This is a genomic window from Nocardia sp. NPDC050799 (assembly GCF_040654015.1).
Taxonomy (GTDB): domain Bacteria; phylum Actinomycetota; class Actinomycetes; order Mycobacteriales; family Mycobacteriaceae; genus Nocardia.
The window spans coordinates 202482-228011 of sequence record NZ_JBFAHF010000007.1 but is presented as its reverse complement, the minus strand read 5'-3'; the positions used below and the strand labels follow the sequence as shown (position 1 = coordinate 228011).

The 25530-nt window shown below is 67.5% G+C and carries 18 protein-coding genes and 1 pseudogene; 13 read left to right on the top strand and 6 right to left on the bottom strand.

Going from position 1 to position 25530, the window contains the following annotated elements; genetic code table 11:
- Nucleotides 1-21: 21 nt before the first annotated feature.
- The 5 genes from AB0H42_RS10380 to AB0H42_RS10360 all read right to left on the bottom strand — a co-directional run bounded on the left by AB0H42_RS10380 (nt 22) and on the right by AB0H42_RS10360 (nt 6396).
- Nucleotides 22-723: a hypothetical protein gene (locus AB0H42_RS10380; RefSeq protein WP_357052776.1), complete on the bottom strand. Its 702-nt coding sequence runs from the start codon at nt 721-723 to the stop codon at nt 22-24.
- Entirely contained in the window at nt 720-2393 is a 1674-nt protein-coding gene (locus tag AB0H42_RS10375; protein ID WP_357052773.1) for an ABC transporter family substrate-binding protein, read from the bottom strand. The genes AB0H42_RS10380 and AB0H42_RS10375 overlap by 4 nt, the downstream gene beginning before the upstream one ends.
- 43 nt (nt 2394-2436) lie before the next feature.
- Nucleotides 2437-4344, bottom strand: coding sequence for an ABC transporter ATP-binding protein (locus AB0H42_RS10370; RefSeq protein WP_357052770.1), 1908 nt, complete (start codon nt 4342-4344; stop codon nt 2437-2439).
- Complete coding sequence (locus AB0H42_RS10365; RefSeq protein WP_357052868.1) at nt 4341-5306, bottom strand: ABC transporter permease; 966 nt, start codon at nt 5304-5306, stop codon at nt 4341-4343. The genes AB0H42_RS10370 and AB0H42_RS10365 overlap by 4 nt, the downstream gene beginning before the upstream one ends.
- Nucleotides 5307-5418: 112 nt before the next feature.
- Nucleotides 5419-6396, bottom strand: a complete 978-nt coding sequence (locus AB0H42_RS10360) for an ABC transporter permease (RefSeq protein ID WP_357052767.1) — start codon at nt 6394-6396, stop codon at nt 5419-5421.
- Nucleotides 6397-6527: 131 nt separating this feature from the next.
- Here AB0H42_RS10360 and AB0H42_RS10355 point away from each other — a divergent pair, with 131 nt between their 5' ends.
- Complete coding sequence (locus AB0H42_RS10355) at nt 6528-7376, top strand: HAD family hydrolase (protein WP_357052764.1); 849 nt, start codon at nt 6528-6530, stop codon at nt 7374-7376.
- An 85-nt stretch (nt 7377-7461) separates the two neighbouring features.
- Here AB0H42_RS10355 and AB0H42_RS10350 read toward each other — a convergent pair whose 3' ends face one another.
- On the bottom strand, nt 7462-9633 hold the full coding sequence (locus AB0H42_RS10350; protein WP_357052761.1) for an N-acetylmuramoyl-L-alanine amidase: 2172 nt from the start codon (nt 9631-9633) through the stop codon (nt 7462-7464).
- 409 nt (nt 9634-10042) lie between these two features.
- Here AB0H42_RS10350 and AB0H42_RS10345 point away from each other — a divergent pair, with 409 nt between their 5' ends.
- From AB0H42_RS10345 to AB0H42_RS10290, 12 genes and pseudogenes are all read left to right on the top strand, one after another.
- Nucleotides 10043-11497, top strand: coding sequence for a SpoIID/LytB domain-containing protein (locus AB0H42_RS10345; RefSeq protein ID WP_357052758.1), 1455 nt, complete (start codon nt 10043-10045; stop codon nt 11495-11497).
- An 86-nt stretch (nt 11498-11583) separates the two neighbouring features.
- Nucleotides 11584-11733 (top strand): annotated as a pseudogene (locus AB0H42_RS10340) (MerR family DNA-binding transcriptional regulator); the annotation flags it as partial.
- Nucleotides 11734-11914: 181 nt separating this feature from the next.
- Nucleotides 11915-12601 (top strand): hypothetical protein, encoded by a 687-nt coding sequence (locus AB0H42_RS10335; protein WP_357052756.1) that lies wholly within the window; start codon nt 11915-11917, stop codon nt 12599-12601.
- Nucleotides 12602-12763: 162 nt separating this feature from the next.
- Nucleotides 12764-13993, top strand: a complete 1230-nt coding sequence (gene glf, locus AB0H42_RS10330) for a UDP-galactopyranose mutase (RefSeq protein WP_357052753.1) — start codon at nt 12764-12766, stop codon at nt 13991-13993.
- A complete protein-coding gene (locus AB0H42_RS10325; RefSeq protein WP_357052750.1) occupies nt 13990-15924 on the top strand; it encodes a glycosyltransferase in 1935 nt (644 codons plus the stop codon). Before glf ends, AB0H42_RS10325 begins: the two co-directional genes overlap by 4 nt.
- Nucleotides 15925-15929: 5 nt before the next feature.
- Entirely contained in the window at nt 15930-16505 is a 576-nt protein-coding gene (locus tag AB0H42_RS10320; protein WP_357052865.1) for a phosphatase PAP2 family protein, read from the top strand.
- On the top strand, nt 16498-17424 hold the full coding sequence (locus AB0H42_RS10315; protein WP_356992214.1) for a decaprenyl-phosphate phosphoribosyltransferase: 927 nt from the start codon (nt 16498-16500) through the stop codon (nt 17422-17424). The genes AB0H42_RS10320 and AB0H42_RS10315 overlap by 8 nt, the downstream gene beginning before the upstream one ends.
- Entirely contained in the window at nt 17402-19354 is a 1953-nt protein-coding gene (gene zomB, locus AB0H42_RS10310) for a flagellar motor control protein ZomB (RefSeq protein WP_357052747.1), read from the top strand. The genes AB0H42_RS10315 and zomB overlap by 23 nt, the downstream gene beginning before the upstream one ends.
- 169 nt (nt 19355-19523) lie before the next feature.
- Complete coding sequence (locus AB0H42_RS10305) at nt 19524-20612, top strand: alpha/beta hydrolase family protein (protein WP_357052745.1); 1089 nt, start codon at nt 19524-19526, stop codon at nt 20610-20612.
- Between the two features lie 346 nt (nt 20613-20958).
- On the top strand, nt 20959-21948 hold the full coding sequence (locus tag AB0H42_RS10300) for an alpha/beta hydrolase family protein (protein ID WP_357052742.1): 990 nt from the start codon (nt 20959-20961) through the stop codon (nt 21946-21948).
- A 441-nt stretch (nt 21949-22389) separates the two neighbouring features.
- Nucleotides 22390-23409, top strand: a complete 1020-nt coding sequence (locus tag AB0H42_RS10295; protein WP_357052739.1) for an alpha/beta hydrolase family protein — start codon at nt 22390-22392, stop codon at nt 23407-23409.
- A 181-nt stretch (nt 23410-23590) separates the two neighbouring features.
- On the top strand, nt 23591-25441 hold the full coding sequence (locus AB0H42_RS10290) for an alpha/beta hydrolase-fold protein (RefSeq protein WP_357052737.1): 1851 nt from the start codon (nt 23591-23593) through the stop codon (nt 25439-25441).
- Nucleotides 25442-25530: the final 89 nt, after the last annotated feature.

The following is a 25530-nucleotide window of genomic DNA, read 5'->3' as shown; positions in this document are numbered from 1 at the left end:
GCCGTATCTCGTGCGCGGCGTTCAGCTCGGGTCCGAGCCGCGGATGGCGCCGAGCCAGGTCCCGGTCGCGGCCGCCACGCACATGGCGGCGACGAACGCCCCGGTCCCGCCGCCCATCACATAGAGCCACAACAGGGCGACGAACGGGGCGGCGACCGCCGGCTGGGCGTCCAGCAGCAATCGGCGGGTGATCTTCGTGGTGATGGCCGCCCGGGTCTCCGCTTCCGGGTCCGCCCGCGTCGGATTGTCGACCAGGCGGCCGGGCGGTTCGCTCTCCCGGGCCCGCCCGGCCGGGAGCACCCGGAACTCGAGGTGCCGTCCACCGGTCGGTCCGGTGCCGCCGGACTCGGGCCGCAGCACGATCTGCCGCTCGCTGAGCAGGGCCGTGCCACCGGTGAAACCGATCAGCTCCGGTGTGAAGTACACCGGCAGCCAGCGCTCGTCACCGCCGTCACGCAACTCCAGCCAGGAACGGCTTACCAGCTGATATTCCTGTCTCACCCGCCGCACCGTCACTGTCGTGGCGCTCTCGGCTCGGTAGCCGACCACCCCCAGCGCCACCGCGACCCGGTACCCGCTGTATCCCACGATGCCCACGCCGACCACCGCCAGTGCGCTGAGCTGGTCCGGATCGGCGAACGGCGCCCACGCGGTGAGTACCGCGAGGGCGCCGATGGTCACGCACAGCGGATAGGCCAGCGGATGGCCTATCCGGGAGCTCACTTCAGGAAACCGATTTTCGTGTAGTCCAGGGAAGCCAGTCCCGCGGCGCCGTAGTTGGCGAGGTTGTCGCGGACGCCGACGTTTCCGGCCGACTGCACCAGCGGGATCGAATGACCCTCGGCCCAGACCGCCTGGTCGACCTGATTGGCCAGTTCGATGGCCTTCTGCGGATCCAGCTCGGTCAGCGTTTTCTCGATGAGATCGTTCAGCTCGGGCGACCCGATGCGACCGTAGTTACCCTGCAGATTATCGGGATAGTAGCCCCAGATCTGCGGGATGCTGCTCAGCGGGAACGCGTCACCCATCCACACCCACTGGCCGACATCGAAATTGCCGGGCTGGATGTTGTCGGTGAAGAAACCACTGCCGGGTTTGGTCTCGATGGCGAGTTCGATCCCCACCTGCCGCAGGTTCTGCTGGATGATCTGCGCGACCTGCACCCAGGTCTTGTCGTTGTACATGACATCGCGGATCACCAGTTTGCGGCCATCCTTCTCCCGGACGTCCCCGTTCAGCGTCCAGCCCAGGGCGTCGAGTTCCCGCTTCGCGGCCTCGGGGTCGAAGGGCAGGCTGTTGTCCTGGTAGCCCTTCTGGCCCTGGATGAAGATGTGGTTGTTCAGCGGCTGCGGGTCGTTCACCAGGCCGTTCTGCATGGCCTTGGCGATACCGGCGCGGTCGATCGCCTTGATGATGGCGACCCGCAGGTTCGGGTCCTCCAGCAGCGAGCCCGGGGCGCCGTTGAAGGTCAGATGCGACCAGCTGTTACCGGGAGCGCGCCGGATCGCCACACCGGGCGTATTGCGGGCGGTCTGCATATCGTCGCGGGTGGCCAGTCCGATGGCGTCGATCTCATTGTTGGCCAGCGCCGGCACCATCGCTTCGCTCGACAGCACACTGAAGGTGATGGTGTCGAGTTTCGGTGTGGCGCCCCACCATTTGGGGTTACGGCCCAGCACGATCCGGCCCTGACCGCGGTCGGTGGACTGGATGACGAACGGGCCAGAGGTCTTGCCGGGTGCGTTGCGCCAGGCCTCGTTGAACGCCTCTGGTGTCGCCGTCGCTTCCTTCGGCAGCAGCATGGAGTTACCGGAGAACTGACCGGCCCAGTCCGCGTAGTGGCTCGTGAAGGTGATGATCGCCTGGCGGTCGTCGGTGCCGCGTTCGACCTTCTCGATCCGGTCGAAGCCGTTGGTGTTGCCGATCAGGAACTTCGGATCCTTGCCGCTCATGGCGTTGGCCTGGGAAGCGATGTCCTCCCAGGTGATGGGGGATCCGTCGGACCACACCGCCTTGGGATCGATGGTGTAGGTGACCTGCTGCGGCTCGGTATTGGTCAGTTCGACGCTGGTGAAGAAGTCGGTGTTGACCGAGATGGCACCGGCCGCGTCGGTGGTGAACGCCCGCGGCATCATCGGGCGCATGATGCCCGCCGATTCACCGTCGGAGTCGATTTGCAGCGGGTTCCAGTGCTCCGGATAGGACGTCGTGGCCAGCCGCAGATTCCCACCGTCGCGCAGTTCGCTCACATCGTGCGGGTTGATGTCGTTGACCGTGCCCAGTTCGGCGACCGCGCCCTCGGGTGCCCCCGCGTCGTTTGCACCGCAACCGGCCGCGAGCAGGGCGACGGTGCACAGCGGTACCGCGAGCCTCCGCAATGATCGAATCCTCATGGCCGTTCATCCTTCCTGCCGGTGGGTCCGGAGAACACGTCCGTCAACCCTCTACCACGGGTACGGGCACGGCATCGATCAGTGATCGTGTGTATTCGTGTCCCGGATCGCCGAAGATCTGTTCCGCCGGTCCCGCTTCGACGATCTTGCCCCGGTACATCACCGCGATATCGTGGGCCAGATTGCGCACCACCGAGAGGTCGTGGGAGACGAAGAGGTAGGAGAGTCCGCGTTCGGCCTGCAGGTCGCGCAGCAGATTGAGCACGCCCGCCTGGATCGAGACATCCAGTGACGACACCGGCTCGTCGAGCACCAGCAGTTCGGGGTCCAGGGCCAGCGCCCGGGCGATGCAGATGCGCTGTTTCTGGCCGCCGGAGAAATCGCCCGGATAGCGGTCGGCGTGTTCGGGCCGCAGGCCCACCTGCCGCAGCAGATCCGGTACGCGCTGGGTGATCTCGGATTTCGGTCGCTTCGCGATGCGCATCGGCTGGGAGACGATATCGGAAACCGGGAGCCGCGGATCCAGTGAAGCCGTGGGGTCTTGGAAGACGATCTGCAGTTTGCGGCGCAGTTCACGACGTTGCGCGGCGCTGAGGGTGGCGGTATCGCGGCCCATGATCTCGATGTTCCCGGCCTGCGGTTTCACCATGTCCAGGAGTTGGGTGAGAGTGGTGGATTTACCCGACCCGGATTCACCGACCAGGGCCAGGGTGCGTCCGGCGCGGACCTCGAAACTGATCCCGTCCACGGCGCGGACCTCGCCCTTGCGGCGACGCAGGATCACCCCGGAGGTGATAGGGAAGGTTTTGACCAGATCCGTCACTTTCAGTATCGGCTGTGGATCGGTGGCGGGAAGCGCTGCCGGCTCGCCGATCTCGCGGCGATAGGCGTCGAACAGCGCCGCCGAATCGACCTCGTCGGTACGGATGCACGCCGCGCGATGGCCCGGAACGGTCTCGGCCAGCGGCGGTTCCGCGGCGCGGCAGTCGTCGATCGCGACCGGGCAGCGCGGCGCGAACGAACACCCTCGCGGCAGTGCGTGCATGGCCGGCGGCGCGCCGACGATCGGGATCAGCGGTGCGCGCGGTGGTCCGTCCATGCGCGGGATCGAGCCGAGCAACCCCACGGTGTAGGGCATCTGGGGACTTCGGAAAACTTGCGCGGTGGTCGCGGTTTCCACGACCCGGCCCGCGTACATCACGGCCACGCGATCGGCGAGGGTGGCCGCGATACCCATGTCGTGGGTGATCATGATGACGCCCGCGCCGGTGATATCGCGGGCTTTGCGCAGCAGGTTCAGGATCTGCTTCTGCACCGTCACATCGAGTGCGGTGGTCGGTTCGTCGCAGATGATGAGCGCCGGATCGTTGGCGATCGCCATGGCGATGACCACTCGCTGGCGCATACCGCCGGAGAATTCGTGCGGGAAGGCCTTCGCGCGCAGTTCCGGATCGGGGATACCGACCAGATCGAGCAGTTCGACCGCGCGTTTCGCTGCTTCGGTCTTACTCAGGTTGCCGTGCGCGAGGAGCGCTTCGGCGACCTGATCGCCCACCCGGTACACCGGGGTGAGCGCCGAGAGCGGGTCTTGGAACACCATGCTCACCGCGCTGCCGCGCAATTTCGACAGCTCCCGGTCGCCGAGGCCGAGCAGCTCCCGTCCGCGCAACCGGATCGAGCCGGTGACCCGGGCCTGTTCGGGCAGCAGACCCATCACGGCGAGCGAGGACACCGATTTCCCGGACCCGGATTCGCCGACGATCGCCAGGACCTCGCCGTCGGCGACCGTGTAGTCCACGCCGCGGACCGCATCGACGCGGCCTTCTTCGCTGGGGAACGAAACGCGCAGATCCGATACCTCCAGCAGGGGCGCGCGGCCCTGGCCCGAGCCGGATGCACCGGGTACGGCCCGGTCCGCTGCCGATTGCACCGTCGTGGTTTCTCCGGTCATGTCCGCGCTTCCTCCGCCTGCCGGGACTTCTCCGCCGCCTTGCGCGCCTTCCGCGACGGCCGGGACCGGGCGCGTTTCGCGCCGGGGTCGAAGGCGTCGCGCAGGCCGTCGCCGACCAGATTCGCGCAGAGCACGGTGATGATCAGCAGACCGCCCGCGAAGAGGAACAGCCACGGATAGGTCATGGCGGAACTGGTGCCGTTCGCGATCAGCGTGCCCAGCGACACATCCGGCGGCTGTACCCCGAACCCGAGGAAGCTGAGCCCGGTTTCGGCCATGATCGAGGCGCCGACGGTGAGCGTGGTGTCGATGATCAGGATCGAGGCGATATTCGGCACGATATGGGTGAGGATGATCGTCCGGGTCGGCGCACCCATATAGCGGGCGGCCCGGACGAATTCGCGTTCGCGCAGGCTCATGGTCAGGCCGCGGACGATCCGCGCGCTGATCATCCAGCCGAACACACTGAGCAGGATGATCAGCAGCACGATCGAACCGCTGCCCTTGGTACGCGGCGCGAACAGGGCCACGATGATGAAACTCGGCACCACCAGCAGCAGGTCGACCACCCACATGATGGTCCGGTCGGTCCAGCCACCCAGCAGTCCGGCCACCGCACCGGTGACGGCGGCGATGGTGGTGGAGAACACGGCCACGCACAAGCCGATGATCAGCGACTTCTGCAGGCCGCGCAGGGTCTGGGCGAGTACGTCCTGGCCGATCTCGGTGGTACCGAAGGGATGCTGGGGACTCGGCGGTTGGAGCAGGGCGGTGTAGTCGATGTCCTGATAGTCGTAGGGCAGAAACGACGGCAGTACGAAACTGGCCAGGAACATCAGGATCAGCACCGCGGCACCGACCAGCGCGGGTTTGTTGCGCAGGAAGCGGCGCAGGATGAGTTTGCGCCGGCCGGAGGCGGCCGGTTCGGGCGCGCCCTGGACCAGGATCTCGGTTTCGTTGATGCTCACGCTGTGCCTTCCGTGCACGAGTGTGATCGGCGATCGGTCGACACACTGACGCGGAGGCCGAAGCGCAGGCGAAGGAATCGCACTACCGCCTCCAGGCCTGACCCGCTCATCCCACACGCACCCGGGGGTCGAGAATCGCGTAGACGATATCGGAGAGCAGACCCGACACCAGGACCACCAGCCCGGCGAAGGCGGTCACCGTGGCGACCACGTAGATGTCCTGGGCGTTGATGGAATCGACCAGCCATTCCCCGACGCCGTGCCAGCCGAAGATCTTCTCGGTGAAGGTGGCGCCGGTGATCAGCCCGCCGAAGCTGTAGGCGAACAGCGTGGCCATCGGGATGAGGGCGGTCCGCAGACCGTGTTTGTAGAGGGCCCGGTTGCGGGTGAGACCTTTGGCCCGGGCGGTCCGGATGAAATCGCTCTGCAGGACATCGAGCATGGCATTGCGCTGGTACCGGCTGTATCCGGCCATCCCACCCAGGGCGAGGGCCAGGGTCGGTAGCACCAGATGCTGTAGGCGGTCGACCAGTTGGGCACCGAACCCCTCGATGCTGCTCGCCGAGGTTTCGCCGGTGTAGAGGAAGATCTGTGTTCCGGTGGCCGAGTTGATTTCGAGCGCACCGAATTTCAGCAGTGTCGCCAGCAGGAACACCGGGGTCGACAGGATCAGCAGTGATATTACGGTCGTGAAATAGTCACTGAATCTGTACTGGCGGATCGCGCCGGCCGCACCGATGAGCACGCCCAGGACCGTGCCGATGATCGAACCGAGGACCAGCAACCGCAGACTGACCCCGACCCGGCGGCCCAGTTCCTCGCTCACCGGCTGCCCGCCGAGCGTCTCGCCGAAATCGCCGTGCACCACACCCGTCATCCAGGTGACGTAGCGCTGCGGAATCGGCTCGTCCAGATGTAGTTCCTCGGCCTTGGCGTCGATCACCGACTGCGGCGGTCGCGGATTGCGCTGCTCCAGGCTGTCCAGCGGCCGGAAGGTCAGCGAAGCGAGGCTGAAGGTGAGAAAGGACGCCAAGAGCAGCAGCACGACGTAATTGAGCGCCCGTCGTAGCAGAAAGCCGGCCATCGTTCCCCTCGATATCAGGTGTAGCCCCTGATCATAGGGAGCGATCCCCGGGGATGCGCGACGGACGGCCTGCTGCGTGTTCACCCCGCGAACGGGTATGCCCGCCGGTGCGCCGCGGCCGACCCAGCAGAATGGAGCGGGTGAGCGCAACGCGGCAGACCCGACCGGAACTGGTGGCCTCCGATGTGGACGGCACCCTGATCGATCCCTACGAGCGGGTTTCGGCGCGGACCCGGGCCGCGGTGGCGGCGCTGGTCGCCGACGGAGTGCCGTTCGTGCTGGCCACCGGCCGTCCGCCGCGCTGGATCGCCCCGGTGGTGGCCGGGCTGGGGTTCGCGCCGCTGTGCGTATGCGGCAACGGCGCCGTGCTCTACGACGCCGGGACCGACAAGGTGCTCGGGGCCTCGGTGCTGGATGTGGAAACCCTGGCCTGGGTCGCCGATATCGCGGAGAAGGTGCTGCCCGGATGCGGACTGGCGGCCGAACGGATCGGCGCCAGCGCGCACGACGCGGCCACTCCGCAATTCGTCAGCTCACCGCAGTACGAGCACGCCTGGCTGAATCCCGACGACACCGCCGTGGCCCGCGACGAGGTCATCGACACCCCGGCGATCAAGATGCTGATCCGGCTACCCGGCGCCCGCAGCGGCGATATGGCGGTGACGCTGGCCGCCCATATCGGCGACCGCGCGGATATCACCTACTCCACCGAACACGGCCTGATCGAGATCTCCGCGCCCGGCGTCACCAAGGCCTCGGGGCTGCGGACCCTGGGCGAGCGGCTCGGCGTCGATCCCGCGGATATGGTCGCGTTCGGCGATATGCCCAACGACATCCCGATGCTGCGCATGGTCGGGTTGGGGGTCGCGATGGGGCACGCCCATCCGGAGGCGCTCGCGGCCGCCGACGAGATCACCGGGACCAACAGCGAGGACGGTGTCGCGCAGATCCTCGAACGCTGGTGGCCGGGGGAAGGGTAGCCGCGGCGGAGCGGCGGACCACCTGTGCCAAGACGACCGCGCCGGATCGTGCGGGGCACGATCCGGCGCGGTCGGTACGCGGAGTTCAGGCGGCCGGTGGGGGCGGTGCCGCGGGCTCCGGCGGAGGTGCCGGACCGGCCGCGGCGGCGGGTCCCGGACCTGCTTCGGCTGCAGGCGGCGGACCGGCCTGGGCGGCGGGCGCCGGCGCGGACTGCGGCACCGGGGATTGTCCTTCGGCGGGCCCGGCGACAGGTGCGGGCGGTGCCGCAGCCTCCGGGACCGGGCCCGCGACCTGCGGTACCGAGTATTGTCCTTCGACCGGTCCGGCGACGGGTGCGGGCGGTGCCGCGACCTGCGGAACCGGCCCGGTACCGGGTATCACGTGCGGCGCGGGGCCGGGTTGCCCCTGCGACTGCTGCTGGTAGGTGTCGTTGTAGGTCTTCCAGACGGTGGTGACGATATCGGCCACCTGGTCCAGGATCAGGGAGCCGTTCTGGAAGTCGGTGCGCAGCCCCTCGGGGACCGGATAGGCGTCGGTGAGCGGCAGGCCGAGCGCACCGGTGTCGGCGCCGAGTTCCAGGAAGCGATCCAGGACCTTGCCGACGACCTCGTGCACTCGGCCGTCCGGTGTGGTGTAGACGTATCCGTTCACGAATTTCGCGTACTGCTGCCCCTGGGCCGCGGGCATCGGCTCGGACGCGGCCTGCCCGAGCGGCCCGTCCGGACCACCTTTGGAAACCCAGTACTTCGCGATCACATTGTCGTTCACCATGGTCAGCAGCTTGGCGGTGAGATCGGCCAGCGCGGCCAGATCCGAGCGGGCGGCCTGGCTGCGCGGGGTCGACGACCGGGTCGCGCCCGCTTCGCCGGCGGCTATCGTGCGGATCCGGTCCATCTGCGCGTAGGCGGCATCGCCGGGGCAGCTGGTGTTGCCCACGTCGCGGTGCGCGAAGACCACCGGCAGATGCACTTCCTCCCCCTGTGCGTACGGGGTGAACTCGGTGCCCTCCGAATACATGGTGGTCTGGCCCTTGGGGTCGAGACCGGCGATCCGGGCGCGCCAGCCGATGAACTCGCCGGTGGCCTCGATCGAGGCGTCGGTGGGCTGTTCGACCTGGTAATCGCCCATGATCGCGACTCCGGAGGTGTTCTCGTTGAAACCGCCCGCGTGCGCGCCCTGCACCGGTTTGTCCAAGCCCCCGTAGCGGCCCTCGAAGATCTGCCCGTACTTGTCGACCAGCGCGTTGTATCCCATATCGCACCAACCCAGGGTCTGCGAGTGGTACGCGTAGATGGCGCGGACGATCCCGGCCGATTCGGATTTGCTGTAGTCGTTGCGGCCGGCCGTGTGGTGCACGGTGACTCCGCCCAGCCCGTCGTCGTAGGTGGGCTCCTGGCAGCGGATCGATTCGTCGGCGCCCCACTGGTTGCGGGTGATGACCCGGGGGCCGCCGCCGGGCAGGGCGGCGGCGATGTCCTGGAGTTGATCGTCGACCGCGCCGCGGCCGGGATCGATGAGGACGGCGGTGAGTTCGGGCGGTTGCTGGGGACCACCGGCCGCGGCGGGGGTCCGTCCGAGCGGATCGTCGCCGTGCTGCTGCGGTTTCCGGGTGACGAGCACCTGCACCGAGGTGGTGTTGCCGACATAGATGGGGTCGGTGCCGGTGGGTCCGCCGGCCGCCTTGCCGTCGGCGCCGTCGATCGGGTTGGCCTCGTACCACTGGCCCCAGCTGCCGTCGGGCTGTTCGGCCCGGATCATGACGGTGGTGTTCGCCAGGTCCGGAGCGGTCAGTGCGACCATGCTGAAGGGCTGTTCCCGGTTCAGTTCCTTGACCTGCGCGCCGACCGCGTCCATGAATTCCGGCGGAATGACGCCCGGGGTGAGGGCGGGGGTATCCGCGGGCGGGGGCCCGTCCTCGGTCACGAAACCCAGACCGGGCTGCCGCCCGGGCAGCCGGCGGCTCGGATCGGTCGGGGTGGTCGTACCGTTCGGGGTCAGACCGGGTACGCCGAGCGCCTGCAGATCGCCCAGGCGCAGGTCCGGCAGGTCGAGGCCGGTCAACTCGCCCAGGGGCAGCACGGTATCGGGGGCGCTGCGCAGGGCGAGCTCGGTGAGCTGGGGCGGCACCGCGGTGAGTTCGATCTGATCGGTGGATTTGCCCGGGTCGGTGACTGTGGGCAGCAGGATCGGGCCCGCTACCGCTACTAGCGCGACAACCGGCAGTACACAGGAACGCTTCGGTTTGCGGTAGGGCACGAGCTTCTCCAATCAGGGTTGCAACCAGTGATCGGTGAGCAAGTCATGCTTGCGAACTTCAGTCCCACGGACCACACTAGCCACATTCGTCACAAATCTAAACCTGAGGTTGAGGCTTTCCTGTTCGCTCGAATGTAGCTCCCGGAGCGTGGTCGGTCGAAACGACATGCCGACGTCGTACCGAGTCGAAAGCGTCCGGGCTGACGATGGGAGTGCTCGTATGTCATACCGAAATAACATGACTCGGCCGAAAGTCTCAGGGCGTCTGGGGAACACGCTGGTAGCTCCTGGTATGCCGCCGTCGATGAGAGGTCGGCGGATCCGTCCAGGCCCATTGCTCGCCTGCGGGGCGACCGCCCTGGCCATCGGCGGGGCGCTCCTCGTGCCCGTCCCGGGAGAGGTATACCGGATGCTTGCCGAGGCCGGTCCGGGGCACGGGCGCGGCCTGAGTCAGCACGGTGCGCTACAAAACGCCGACAACGGGCAGAACGTCGACCAGATCCTCGCCTACTACTATCCGGGCGCCGAGATCGGCACCATCGGACCGGCGTCGGTATCGGTCCGGCTGCAGGAACAGGACGGCGCCGATCTGGTCGTCACCTCCGCCGCCGGGATGCGGCTCGCCGGACAGGAACTGCAGGCGGGCGAAGCCGTCCGGCTCACCCCGCTGCCCGACGGCGGCGCGCACGCGGTGGTCACCCAGGGCTGCGACGGACCGGTCCTGTGGGAGAACCCGATCCAGGATCCGTGGGTCTATCCGATCGACCCCAGCCCGAACCGTCCGGCGGCGGAGCATCTGACGCTGTGCGGCGGCGGCGCCTACCGCGGGTCCCTCGGTGTGGCCGCCGAGAACGGGGACACCCGCACCGTCAACCGGGTGGACATCCAGGACTATCTACTCGGCGTCGTCCCGGCGGAGATGCCGCCGGACTGGGCGCCCGCCGCCCTGGAAGCCCAGGCGGTCGCCGCCCGGTCCTACGCGCTCGCCGAAACCCGCTGGCCCTACGCGCAGACCTGCGATACCACCGACTGCCAGGCCTACAGCGGTACCGCCCAAGAGGACCCGCGCACCACCGCCGCGGTGGAGGCCACGGCCGGCCGGGTACTGCTGCGCGACGGGCGGATCCTGCGCGCCGAGTACTCCGCCGCGCCCGACGGCGGAGCGCCGGCCGATATCCAAACCTTCGAGGTGGGGCCGACACCCGACGAACTCACGGTCACCACACCGATGCCGCTGCCGCCCCCGGTGAACCCGCTGCCGGAGGGAGCCGCTCCGGGAACCGCCGAACCGTGGAACGAGCCCTCGCCGGAGGGCACGAAATCGGGTGCACCGGCGCCGCGTACCCCGGAAGGTTCGCTCCCGGTCTCCCCGGGCGGCACGCTCCCGGGTGCCGCACCGGGCGCGATCCCCTCGCCGATCGATACCGCCTACGCCGAGATGGGCGGTATGCAGGGCGCGCTCGGGTTGCCCGTCACCCCGGAACTGCCCCTGCCCGAGGACGCGGGCACGTACCGGCTGTTCGAGAACGGCGTCATCGTCTACACCGCCGACCTGGGCGCGCAGGTCGTCGACTTCGACACGCTGATGCAGCTGGTACCCGGCCTCACCGAGGGGGCCGGTAGCGCCGAAGCCGACGGTCCGGCGCCCGCCCAAACCGAATCCGGCAGTGCCGGACCGGGCGCGGCCGACTCCGAGGCGGCGACGATTCCCGGCCGGATGCCGGCCGGCCGCGCCGCACCGGGCGGCACACCGGAGTTCGACACCCGCCCGGCCGGGTCCGGCACGGTCGACGGCGACCGGCCCGCGCCCGTACCCGGAGCCCAGCAGATCCCGACCAGAATGGAGACCACCGAGGTGTTCTAGTCGCCGCCGTCGCCGGAGGCTTGACCTTTACGTAGCGTCAACTTGCAGGCTGGTGGCACCGACGCGGAACGGAAGAGGTGAAGGTCGTGGGCGCGGGTTCCCGCAGCGACGAATGGTCCATCCAGGATCTGGCGAAGGCGGCCGGAACCACCGGCCGCACCCTGCGCCACTACGGGCAGCCGGGGCTGTTGCCGCCCAGCCGGATCGGCGTGAACGGGTACCGCTACTACGACGAGCGCCGGGACGCGATGCGCGTCTACGCCGAGAACAATTTCGAATAGCGAAGGCGTCCGCCGAGCACCCGCCGACGAATACGGGTGCGGGTGCTCGTGTTTCACATTTTCCGGGAATCGGCGCACCGACGATCCCCGGCGATGAACGGTACAGTGCCGGAAACCGTGACGAGGGGGAGGTCCCGTGAGTTATCCATATGGTCAGCCGCCGCCGCAGCAGCCGGCGCCGCCGTTTCCGTCGGCGCCGTATTCGCCGCCGCCCGTCTACCCGGCCCCGCCCGCCCACCAGATGGGCTACGCGCCGGGGCCGCAGTTCGCCGGCACCTATGGGTATCAGGCGCCCCCCAGTGGGGGGACCGGGATCACCGCCGGGATTCTCGCGCTGCTGGGTGGAGTCGCCAGCGCGTTGTCCGCCTTCGGAATGTTCGTGCTCGCCTCGGCCACCTCCGAGAGTTCGCTGACCAATGGCGCCGTCCTGGCCACCGGCGCCCGCCGCCGGACCAGTTCCAGTTCGAGTTCCAGCGGGCCCGATATCGATTTCGACTTCGACCTCGCAGGTACCGGTGTGGTGCTCGGTATTGCCTACAGCGTCCTTGCTCTGCTGCTCCTGGTCGGCGGCATCCTGCTGCTGCGTCGCAGCAATTCCGGGCGAGTGATGGTCATCCTCGGTTGCGTGCTCTCGATCGTGCTGACCGTCGTCGTGGTCGGTGTGGTCGCCGTCGGTGGTGGTATCAGCGTTCTCGGTGCCCCGCTCTTCGCGGTCCTCACCCTCGTGCTGGCCGCCATCGCCCCCACCAAGCGGTGGATCGAGGCCGCCCGCACGCCCGTTCCGGTCGGTGCCTACGGCGTCGCCCCGTACGGCTACCGCTGACAGCGCCGGTGAACGGTACTTTTCCCGCGCCGGGGCCGGAGCGCACCGGCCCCGGCGCGTGTTTTCCGCGACGGACGGCGCGGAAAGCCGCTCACCTGGCAATACCCCTGACCTTCCGACTCCGACTGGCGCCGGGAAACGCTTCCGATACGCTGGGCTCCCGTGACCGCCGCATCGTCTCCGGGTAACTCAGATAACACCGCACAGTTCGACTTGATCGTCGTCGGCTCCGGCTTCTTCGGGCTGACCATCGCCGAGCGCAGCGCGAACTTACTGGGCAAGAGAGTCCTCGTACTGGATCGCCGCCCGCATATCGGCGGTAATGCCTATTCGGAACCCGAACCGGAAACCGGTATCGAGATCCACAAATATGGCGCGCATCTGTTCCATACCTCGAACAAACGGGTCTGGGACTATGTCACGCAGTTCACCGAGTTCACCGGCTACCAGCATCGCGTTTTCGCCCTGCACAAAGGTCAGGCGTACCAGTTCCCGATGGGGCTGGGCCTGGTGTCGCAATTCTTCGGCCGGTATTTCACCCCGGACGAGGCGCGCGCACTGATCGCCGAGCAGGCCGCCGAGATCGAAACCGCCGACGCGCAGAACCTCGAGGAAAAGGCCATCTCGCTGATCGGCCGTCCGCTGTACGAGGCGTTCGTCCGCGACTACACCGCCAAACAGTGGCAGACCGACCCCAAGGAACTGCCCGCCGGCAATATCACCCGGCTCCCGGTCCGCTACACCTTCGACAACCGCTACTTCAACGACACCTACGAGGGCCTGCCCAAAGAGGGGTACACGAAGTGGCTGGAGAACATGGCCGCCAGTGACCTGATCGAGGTCCGGGTGGACACCGACTGGTTCGACGTTCGCGACGAGCTGCGCGCGCAGAATCCGGATGCCCCGGTGGTGTACACCGGCCCGCTGGACCGCTACTTCGATTACGCCGAGGGTGAGCTGGGCTGGCGCACCATCGACTTCGAAACCGAGGTGCTGCCCACCGGCGATTTCCAGGGCACCTCGGTGGTGAACTACAACGACGCCGATCCGGCCTACACCCGGATCATCGAGCCGCGGCATTTCCACCCGGAACGGGACTACCCGACCGACAAGACGGTGATCATGCGCGAATACTCGCGTTTCGCCAAGACCGGCGACGAACCGTACTATCCGATCAACACCCCCGAGGACCGGGCCAAACTGACCGCGTATCGCGAGCTGGCCAAGAAGGAGACCGTCGGCGCGCAGGTCCTGTTCGGCGGCCGCCTCGGTACCTATCAGTACCTGGACATGCACATGGCCATCGCGAGCGCGCTGAACATGTTCGACAATGTGCTGCGTCCGCACCTGGAGACGGGTGCGCCGCTGGCCGAGGAGAACAACGACGTATGACCTCTGCATCACTGGCGCCCAGTGCGTCCGCGACCCGAGCGAAATCGCTGCTGCAACGGGTGATCCTGCCCCGGCCGGGCGAGCCGCTGGATGTGCGCACCCTCTACCTGGAGGAGTCGGCGACCAACGCGCGGCGTGCCCACGCCACCACCCGGACCTCGCTGTCGATCGGCGCGGAGTCCGAGGTGTCGTTCTGCACCTACTTCAACGCGCTGCCGGCCAGCTACTGGCGGCGCTGGAGCATGCTCGACTCGGTGGTGCTGCGGCTGGAGCTGGCCGGGCACGGCCGCGTCGACCTGTACCGCTCCAAGGCCGACGGTTCCCGTATCCACGTCCAGGGCCGTGAGTTCGCGGTGGCCTCCGGCGCGGAGACGGTGTCGGTCGAGATGGAGGCCGATTTCGGCCCCTTCGAGGACGGCGGCTGGCTCTGGTTCGACATCACCACCGACACCGCGGTCACCCTGGTGTCCGGGGGTTGGTACGCGCCGATCGAGGCGCCGGGGGAGGGCCGGATCGCGGTCGGTATGCCGACCTTCAACCGCCCCACCGACGCCGTGACGACCTTGAAAGCGCTCGGGGCCGATCCACTGGTGCTGGCGCAGATCGACGCGGTGATCATTCCCGATCAGGGCACCCGCAAGGTCGTCGACGAGCCCGGGTTCGAGGAAGCCGCCGCCGTCCTCGGCGCCCGGCTCGCCATTCACGATCAGCCGAATCTCGGCGGGTCGGGTGGGTACAGCCGGGTGATGTACGAGGCGTTGAAAACCACCAGTGCCGAATTCATCGTCTACATGGACGACGATATCGAGATCGAACCGGATTCGATCCTGCGCGCGCTGGCCTTCGCCCGGTTCGCGAAATCGCCGGTGCTGGTGGGCGGCCAGATGCTCAACCTGCAGGAGCGTTCCCATCTGCATGTGATGGGTGAGGTCGTCGACCGCAACATCTTCATGTGGTCGGCGGCGCCGAATGTCGATTACGACCACGATTTCGCCAAGTACCCGCTGCGCGACCGCGACAATTCGAAACTGCTGCACCGGCGTATCGACGGCGATTTCAACGGCTGGTGGACCTGCGTCATCCCGCGGCAGGTGGCCGAACAACTCGGCCAGCCGCTGCCGCTGTTCCTGAAATGGGACGATGTCGAATACGGGTTGCGCGCCCGGGAAGCCGGATATCCGACGGTCACCCTGCCCGGTGCCGCGGTCTGGCATATGGCGTGGAGCGACAAGGACGACGCGATCGACTGGCAGGCGTATTTCCATCTGCGCAATCGCCTGGTCGTCGCCGCCCTGTACCAGCCGGGCAACGGCCGGAGCATGATCGCGCACACGGTCAAGGCGACCCTCAAACACCTGCTCTGCCTGGAATATTCGACGGTCGCCATCCAGAATCTGGCGATTCGCGATTTCCTGGCCGGTCCGCAGCGACTGTTCGAATTGTTGCCGAGCGCGCTCGGCGCGGTACACGAATTGCGCAAACAGTATCCGGACGCGGTGATCCTGCCCTCTTCCACCGAACTCCCGCTGGCCAGCGGAATGGGGGTCGGCGCGGTGGGTGAGCCCGCCAATCCGATCGCCAAGATCGTACGGCTCGGCAAGGGTCTGCTGCACAATCTGCGTCCGGCGCATGAGGAGCACCACGACCGGCCTCAGCTGAATGTGCCCACGCTGGATGCGCGCTGGTTCCTGCTTTCGCAGGTCGACGGGGTCACCGTCACCACCGCGGACGGGCGCGGCGTGGTGTATCGCAAGCGCGACCCCCGCCAGGCCTACGGCCTGCTCCGGGAAGCGCTGCGGCTGCGCAAGGAACTCGCCGGGCGACTGCCGGAAATGCGGGGGCGCTACCGGGCCGCGCACGCGGAACTCACCGGTACGGCCGCGTGGGAGAAGGTTTTCGGGATCGGCAGCAGCGAGGAGAGCCAGCGGTGAACGCCATGAACCCGAGCCTGCGGGATTCGGGTACCGGCCGGGCACCGGCGGAAGTCAAGATCCTCGAAGCGGTCCAGGGCGCCATCGCGACCCCGCCGGTGATCTCGGCGGCACGCGGTATGTCGCATTTCGGGGAGCACGCGCTCGGCTGGGTCGGTGTCGCCGCGGTGGGCGCGCTGGTCGACAAACCCCGGCGTCGGCAGTGGGCCGGGGTGGCGGTCGGCGCGGTGGGGGCGCACGCGGCCTCCATCGTGATCAAGCGGATCGTCCGCCGGCCCCGACCGCACGCGCCATCGGTGCAGGTCAACGTATCGACGCCGAGCAAGCTGAGCTTCCCCTCCTCGCACGCGACCTCGACAACCGCGGCGGCGGTGCTACTCGGAAAATTGACCGGGCTACCCTTGCCTGCGGTGCTCGTACCGCCGATGTTGCTGTCCAGAGTCGTGCTCGGGGTGCATTACCCCTCCGATGTGCTCGCCGGTTCCGCGCTCGGTGCCGCGTCCGCCGCCGCCCTGCTCGCCGCCGAAAAGAGACTCGACAGTGACCGCACAAGACGAAAAGGCGCTGCCCGCCATGAGTGAAGAGCCCACCGGCGCCGACCTGGCCGAAGCCGAAGTGAAAGGGCCTCCCAAAACGCTGGTCGGTGGCCTGGTCAAGGCAGCTCGTCCGCGCCAGTGGGTGAAGAACGTCCTCGTGCTGGCCGCACCGATGGCCGCGGGTTCGGTGACCGATCTCGATGTGCTCGCCAATGTGGCCATCGCCTTCGTCGTCTTCTGCATGGCCGCGTCCGGTGTCTACCTCACCAACGACGCGATGGATGTCGAGGCCGACCGGGCCCACCCCACCAAGCGGTTCCGTCCGATCGCCGCCGGTGTGGTCCCGGTGAATCTCGCCTTCGCGCTGTCGGCGGTGCTGCTGCTCGGTTCGCTGGCGCTGTCGTTCCTGGCGTCCTGGCAGCTGGCCGTCACGATGGGCGTGTACATCGGGGTGCAGCTGGCGTACTGCTTCGGTCTCAAACACCAGGCGGTCCTGGACATCTGCATCGTGTCCTCCGGCTTCCTGTTGCGTGCGATCGCCGGCGGGGTGGCGGCGGGGATACCGCTGTCCCAGTGGTTCCTGCTCATCATGGCGTTCGGCTCGCTGTTCATGGCGGCCGGTAAGCGTTACGCCGAGCTACAACTGGCGGTGTCCACCGGTGCGAAGATCCGTAAATCGCTGGAGTACTACACCCCGACCTACCTACGGTTCATCTGGAGCCTGGCCGCGACCGCGGTGGTGGTCTTCTACGGTCTGTGGGCCTTCGAACAGGGCGCGGCCAAGGACACCGAATGGTTCGCCCTCTCGATGATCCCGTTCACCGTCGCGATCCTGCGCTACGCCGTGGACGTCGACGGTGGTGAGGCCGGTGAACCCGAGGAGATCGCATTCGGCGATCGCGTCCTGCAGTTGCTCGCCATCGCCTGGATCGGAGCGGTAGGTGTCGCTGTCTATCTCTTCTGACGAGATTGCGGTAGCCGAAACAGAACAGCCCGACGAGCGCGCCGCCACCGAGCGGCGGCGTTCGCCGGGCAGTTCCGTCTCGCGTGCGGTGTTCGCGGGCGGCATCCTGGCGACCGTCGCCCTGTTCGCGTTCGGTGGCTGGGAACGGCGCTGGATCGCCGACGACGGACTGATCGTGTTGCGTACCGTGCGTAACCTGCTGGCCGGCAACGGTCCGGTCTTCAACGCGGGCGAACGGGTCGAGACCAACACCAGTACGGCATGGACCTATGTCGTCTGGTTCTTCAGCTGGCTCACTCAGGGCCGCCTGGAATACGTGGTGCTCGGTGTCGCGCTGACACTGTCGCTGCTGGCGGTGCTGTTCGCGATGCTCGGCACCGGCAAACTCTGGGGCCCGGCGTCGTCGACGCTGCTGCTGCCCGCCGGAGCGCTGGCCTATATCTCCGTGCCGCCCGCCCGCGACTATGTGACCTCCGGTCTGGAGAATTGCCTGGTCATCTGCTGGATCGCCCTGCTGTGGCTGCTGCTGGTGCGGTGGAGCAAGGCCGAAACGCCGACCGTGCCCGGGCTGCTGGGCTTGGCCTTCCTGGCCGGTCTGGCACCGTTGATCCGGCCCGAGATGACCGTGGTGGGCGGCCTGGCGCTGCTGCTGATCTTTTTCGCGCCCATGCCGCGGTCGCGGCTGCGCCCGTGGCTGCTGCGGGGCCTGGTGGTCGCCGTCGCCGGCGCGGTTCCGCTGCTCTACCAGGTCTGGCGGATGGGCTACTACGGCCTGCCCTACCCCAATACCGCGGTCGCCAAGGACGCGGGTGGGGCGAAATGGGGCCAGGGTTTCACCTACCTGTGGGATCTAACCGGTCCCTACTACCTCTACGTACCGCTCGTCGTCCTGCTGGTCGCGGGACTGGTGGCCGCGCGGGCGCATTACATGCGCCCGGATACCGGTACCGCGATGGACCCGGCGGCCGGCCGGCTACGGCAGTTCCGGGAGCGGTTGCGTTCACCGTCGGCGGTGGTGGCGCTGGTGCTCGGCGCCGCGGTGCTGCTCACGATCTACGCGCTGCGCGTCGGCGGCGATTTCATGCACGGGCGGATGCTGCTGCCGCAGCTGTTCCTGTTCCTGCTGCCGGTCGCAGTGCTTCCGGTGCGGCTGCCCGAGGGTGGTCTGCGGTCGCTGACCCGTCGCGAGGCCCCCACTTTCGCGATCCTGGTCGCCGCGCTGGTGGGCACGGTGGCGTGGGCGCTGCTGGCGTCGGGTACCACCGCAATCAAGACCGGCACCCACATCAACAAGTCCGGGATCGTGGACGAGCGGATCTACTACGTCCTCAACACCGGTCACGATCACCCCATCCGCGCCGAGGACTACCTCGATTACGCCCGGATGCGCCCCATGGTGGAGGCGATCGAGAACACGCCGGACGGCGGTCTGCTGCTCAATTCCCCGTCGTTCATGATGTGGTACATCGCCCCGCCGCCGCTGCCCATCTCGCCGGGCGGGGCCGGCCATACCGTCTACTTCCTCAATCTCGGCATGACCAGCATGAACGTTCCCCTGGACGTCCGGGTCATCGATCCGATGGGCCTGGCCTTCCCGCTGGCCGCGCACACCGATCGGCTCACCGACGGACGGATCGGGCACGACAAGAGCCTGTATGCGGACTGGGTGATCGTGGAGACCGGCATGGTGGACATCAAGCCCTGGTTGCCCTGGTACATGGACGAGGACTGGGTCGAGCAGGCCCGGGTGGCGATGTCGTGTCCGGACACCTATGCGCTGACGCTCTCCTACAAGGGCCCGCTGACGTTCGAACGGTTCAAGCACAATCTGCTGCACGCTCTCGATTTCGCGTCGTACCGTATAGACCGGGTACCGAAATATGAGATTCAGCGCTGTGGTCTCGTCGATCCGATACCACCGGTGCGCTGAACTGCTGTTTCCCCGACCGTAGTTCGGCTGTTCGCCGCGTTTTCGCATTCCTGGTGGGCAGGTGAACTGCGGTCGGGTTAAAGTGCTGGCGTCCGGTCCCGGCTCGTCCGGGCCGGGGACCGGTAGTCGTACTGCGCGGCCGTGGGTCGCACGACGGAGGGCGGGAAACATGCGAGGGGTAATCGGCCGTGATGTGCGGAGCGCACGTCCGGGGCGGCGGCTGGGCGGTCGGCTGAAGCGCACGGTGCTGCTGTCCCTGGCGGCCCTGCTCCCGGTCGGTGCCTCGGTGGCCGGGCCCGCGGCTCCGGCATCGGCGCAGTTCGATCCCAGCGGTATCGATTTCTGGGTCGATTCGGAGATGGGCCCGATCAAGTCACGCGTGTTCCGCGCCGCCGACGGCAACACCGCCCGGGTCGTGTACGCCCTGGACGGGATGCGTGCCCGCGACGATCTGAGCGGCTGGGAGATCGATACCGATGTCGCCCGGGAACTGACCAAGTGGAATATCAACGTGGTCATGCCGGTGGGCGGGCGGTCGAGCTTCTACGCGGATTGGAACGCCCCGAGCGATTTCTTCGGGCTGGGCAGTTCGGGTAGTGCCGGCGGTGCCACCGGTTCGGCGGCCGATTCGGGCTCGGGCCTGGCCTCGGGTTCGGCGGCCGGAGTCGGGCGGACCACCACCTACAAGTGGGAGACCTTCCTCACCCGCGACCTGCGCTGGGCGCTGCGCGACCGGCTCGGCTTCAACCCCAACGGAAACGGCGTGTTCGGGCTGTCCATGGGCGGCAGCGCGGCCCTGGCCCTGGCGGCCTACCATCCCGATCAGTTCCGGTACGCGGGCTCCTACTCCGGATATCTGAACGTCTCCGCGCCCGGTATGCGGGAGGCGCTGCGCGTGGCCATGCTCGACGCCGGCGGTTTCAATATCGACGCCATGGCGCCGCCGTGGAGCCCGCAGTGGCTGCGGATGGATCCGTTCGTGTTCGCGCCGCAGCTGCGCCAGCACAACACCCGGCTGTGGATTTCGGCCGGCAGCGGTCTCCCGGCCGCAACCGACGGTCTGAGCTTCGACACGCTCAACGCGATGGGCCTGGAGGCACTGGCGCTGGCCAACACGCGGGCGTTCCAGGTGCGGATGATGTCGCTGGGGGCGACCAACGCCACCTACGACTTCCCGGCTGTCGGCGTGCACAACTGGCAGTACTGGGCGACCGAGGTCTACCGGATGATCCCGGATATGTCCGCGAACATCGGCTGACCGGCCGCGGCCGGGCACTGTCCGGCCGACGTCTTTGCGCAATTGTTGCCAAGGGGTATTGCCGACTGGTTCGGCAACGAATGTGTACGCCACCTCGCCAACGACTGTGACCTACGCCACTATTTGGCAACATGAACGCGGGTATAGCCGATTGACGCACCAGGAACATGTATCCAGATAACGGCTTCCGTCTCCGGATGGGCGCTGTGGTCTATGTATCCGAGATGGGGCCGGTAATGTAGCTAGGTACTTGCTGCCCGGCTGTCCAGGCGAAAGGTCTAGTCGAATGCGAAGTGCGCGCAGACCCGGATCGGTGCGTACCCGGCGGTGGGTACAGCGATGGGCGATGGGTGTGGCGGTGGCGCTGCTGGCCCCCCTCGCGGTGGCTCTGTCCGATGTGGCTCCCCGGGTCGACGCGGCCCCCAACCCGGCCGGCTTCGATTTCTGGGTCGACTCACCGGAGATGGGCCCGATCAGGTCGCGGGTCTTCCGCGCCAAGGACGGCAATACCAGTCGAGTGGTCTACGCCCTCGACGGTATGCGCGCCCCCGAAACACACAGCGGCTGGGAGAACGACACCAATGTCGCCAATGCGCTGACCGACTGGAATATCAACGTCGTCATGCCGATCGGCGGTATGTCCAGCTTCTACGCGGATTGGAACGCGGCCAGCTCCTTCCTCGGGCTCCCGCCGACGGGTTCGTCCTCCGGTTCCGGGGCCCTCAACGTCATCTCCGAGGGTCCGGGCAAGAGCTACCGCTACGCCTGGGAGTCCTTCATCAACCAGCATCTGCGCTGGGCCCTGCGCGACCGGCTCGGCTTCAACCCGAACCGCAACGGCGTCTTCGGATTGTCGATGGGCGGTAGCGGCGCCCTCGCCCTGGCCGCCTACCACCCCGATCAGTTCAGCTTCGCCGGGTCCTACTCCGGCTACCTCAACGTTTCCGCGCCCGGTATGCGCGAGGCCATCCGAACCGCCATGATCGACGCCGGCGGCTACAACGTGGATTCCATGGCGCCGCCCTGGGGTCCGCAGTGGCTGCGGATGGACCCATTCGTCTTCGCGCCGCTGCTGCGCGACCACAACACCCGGCTGTGGATTTCCGCCGGCAGTTCGCTGCCCGGGCCCGCCGACGGGTTCACCGGCAACACGATCAACGGTATGGGGCTCGAGGCCCTCGCGTTGGCCAACACCCGCTCGTTCCAGCTGCGGATGATGTCGCTCGGCGCGAACAATGTCACCTACTCGTTCCCGGAGACCGGTATTCACTCCTGGACCTACTGGGAGGCCGAGGTGTATCGGATGCTTCCGGATTTGTCGGCGAATATCGGATAACGGCAGTTGGGGGTCCCATTCGGGGGACCCCCCGAGCCGATGCAGTGTGCCTGCCCGGAACGATTCGTTCCGGGCAGGCGACACTACTGTCGATAGGAATTCGTCATCGGTTCGTATTCCGTTACACAAGCCAGGTCGGAGCGCGATTTCGATAACAGTCGAATATCCCGGCCCGCCGAGACATCAACGCTCCGGCAAGGTATCGTCACGGGGCGATCACAGCGGTTCTCGCGGCGGATTTCGGCCATCCGATCAGCACGGCCTTGCTCGGCTCGATGAGGTCGAATAAAGTCCAGCGAGCACATCTGTGACCAGATCGTTGTAGCGCTGTCGGCCCAGTGGTAGGTCGGGACCCGGTCGCCGGCGCCGCCGAGGAGAAACGGGGTGTTGTCCGCACAGCGGTAGCGACAACGCCACAACAGCAGAAAGAGAGCAGAATTCATGCGTTTCGGCAGGGCAGCCGGCCCGAAGAGAAGTACCGGGCGGTCGCGGGCACCCCGCGGCTGGCGTAACCGGATTCTGGCTATCGGTGCGGCAGTGCTCGCGCTACCCGTCGCGGCAGGTATCGCGGCCCCGACCGCGCTGGCTTCGCCCGCGGCACCGGTCAAGCGCGGCGCCTTCGAAGAACTGCTGGTTCCCTCCAGCATGGGTCCGATCAAGGTCCAGGTCCAGTGGGCGGCGCGCGGCGGCAACGCCGGGCTCTACCTGCTCGACGGCCTGCGCGCCCGCGACGACCGCAACGCCTGGTCGTTCGAGACCAACGCGCTGGAGCAGTTCGGCAACGACAACATCTCCCTGATCATGCCGGTCGGTGGCCAGTCGAGCTTCTACGCCGACTGGTACTCGCCCAGCAACACCAACGGGCAGAAGTTCACCTACAAGTGGGAGACCTTCCTGACCCGGGAACTCCCCGCCTTCCTCGAGGGCCACGGCGTGTCGCGGACCAACAACGCGATCGCGGGTCTGTCCATGGGCGGTAGCGCCGCCCTGGCCCTGGCCGCCTACCACCGCGACCAGTTCCGCTCGGCCGCCGCCTACTCCGGCTACCTGAACATCTCGGCGCCGGGTATGCGTGAGGCCATCCGTATCGCCATGCTGGACGCCGGCAAGTTCAACGTCGACTCGATGGCCGCGCCGTGGAGCCCGCAGTGGCTGCGGATGGACCCGTTCGTGTTCGCCCCGCAGCTGCGTGGCCTGCCCATGTACATCTCGGCGGCCAGCGGCCTGCCCGGCCCGTACGACAAGCCGGCCGGTGCGATCGGCGCGTTCAACACCGGTAACGCCATGGCGCTGGAAGCGCTGTCGTTGGTGAACACCCGTGCCTTCCAGGCCCGCCTGAAGACGCTGGGCATCAACGCCCACTTCGACTTCCCGAACGTGGGCACCCACTCCTGGAAGTACTGGGAGAGCCAGCTCTTCGCCTCGCGCAAGATGTTCCTGGATTCCACCAACGGCTGGTGATCGAAGGCACGCCATTCGGTTGCCGCTGAACCGATAGTCCCCCCAACGGCGCCACCTGCTTCGTATCGAAGCAGGTGGCGCCGTTGTCGTCGGTCCGCACGGCGGTGGCGAACTGGTTTGCTGTCCGCGCGTCCTACCGGATATCCGCACGCCGCGGCGGTACAAACAGTGGGTGGCAGGGATGACACGCGCACACCGGGGGACGACGGTCGGCCGGTCCCGCGGACGCGCCCGGCGGCAGCTGACGGCCTGGGCCGCCGCGCTGGTGCTTCCCCTCGCCGTGGCACAGGCGCCCGCCCTCGCCCAGCCGACCGTCGCCGCGTCCCCCGCCGCGATCCGGAATGTGGTCTGGCACACCGACCGCGATGTGGCCGTCTGGGTCGACTCGCCCGCCATGGGCGTGCCGATCCAGGTGCGGCTGTTGCTCGCCCGGGACTGGAACACTCAACCGGACGCGAAGTTCCCGGTGCTGTACATGCTCGACGGCCTGCGTGCCGCCGACGACGAGAACGGCTGGATAAAGGACGCCGGGGCGGTGGATTTCTACGCCGACAAGAACACGACCGTGGTGCTGCCGGTCGGCGGGCAATCGAGTTTCTACTCCGACTGGCTGCAGCCGGACAACGGCAAGAACTACAAATGGGAGACCTTTCTCACCAAGGAACTCCCCCCGCTGCTGGAGAGTCAGTGGCGTGCCACCTCGACCAGGGGGATCGCCGGACTGTCCATGGGCGGAACGGCCGCAATGTTCCTGGCCGCGCGCAATCCCGAGTTCGTGAAATACGCCGCCTCTTATTCGGGTTTTCTCACCATCACCAGCCTCGGTATGCCGCAGGCTATTCAGCTGGCAATGGCCGACGCGGGCGGCTTCGACTCCGGTGCCATGTGGGGACCGCCCGGAAGCCCGCAGTGGGAAGAACACGATCCGTTGCTGCTCGCCGATCGGCTGAAAGGTAAATCGCTCTACATCTCCAGCGGGACCGGTGTCTCCGGCAAACACGACGAGGGCAGCGAAATTCCGGGGGTGAGCACGAATATGTTCGGGATGGGCCTGGAGACACTGGCCCTGCTGACCTCAGAGAACTTCGTGGACAAACTCGGCGAGCTGGGAATCCCCGCGACCGTGAACTACCGGGCCGCGGGCACCCACACCTGGCCGTATTGGGATTTCGAAATGCGGCAGTCGTGGTCGCAGGCCGCCGGCGCGCTCGGGGTGCCCGCCGGTAAGCCCGAATGCGCGGTCGCGGGCGCCATCGGCGCGGTCGCCGGCGACAACGGCCGGCTCGGCGATTGCCTCACCGGCGAATACCAGGTGCCCGGCGGACTGGCTCAGGATTTCCGCCACGGCCGCGTCTTCTACTCCCCGCACACCGGGGCGCATCCGGTGGCCGGCCGGATCGGCGGGGGCTACCAGGCGGCGGCCGGGCCCCGTGGCGGCCTCGGTTTGCCGACCGGCACCGAACAGTTGCTACCGGACGGCCGCGGCCGCTTCCAGCCGTTCCAGCACGGCTCGCTCTACTGGACCCCGGAAACGGGCGCGCAGGTGGTGCGTGGAGCGATCCTCGAGGAATGGGGTAGGCAGGGCTTCGAGGGCGGCCCCGCGCGCTACCCGGCCGGCCCCGAAGTGAAGACGCCGAACCGCGACGGCGCGGTCCAGTCCTTCGAAGGCGGGCCCTTCTACTTCAGTCCCGCCACCGGCGCGCATCGCGTCGAAGGGATGATCCTGGCCAAGTACGCCGAACTCGGCTTCGAGAACAGTCGGCTCGGTTTCCCGGCCGCCGCCCAGGCTCCGCTGAAGGACCTCGGCCAGTTCACCCGCTTCGAGGGCGGCAGCATCTACTGGAGTCCCCTGTCCGGCGCGTGGGCGGTCCGCGACGGACCCATCATGGATGCCTGGCGTGACGCGGGTTACGAAGCCGGCCGGATCGGTTTCCCGATCAGTGACGAGTTCGCGATCCCGGGCGGAGTCCAGCAGAACTTCCAGCGGGGCTTCGTCACTGTCCGGGACAACCGGGCGGAAGTGCACAGCTGATCGGCGTATCCACTGCCGGTGCGCATGGACGGAGACCCGGACCGGGTCAGCGGGGTCGGAGAATTCTGCGGCGGCGTTGATGAAGGAGC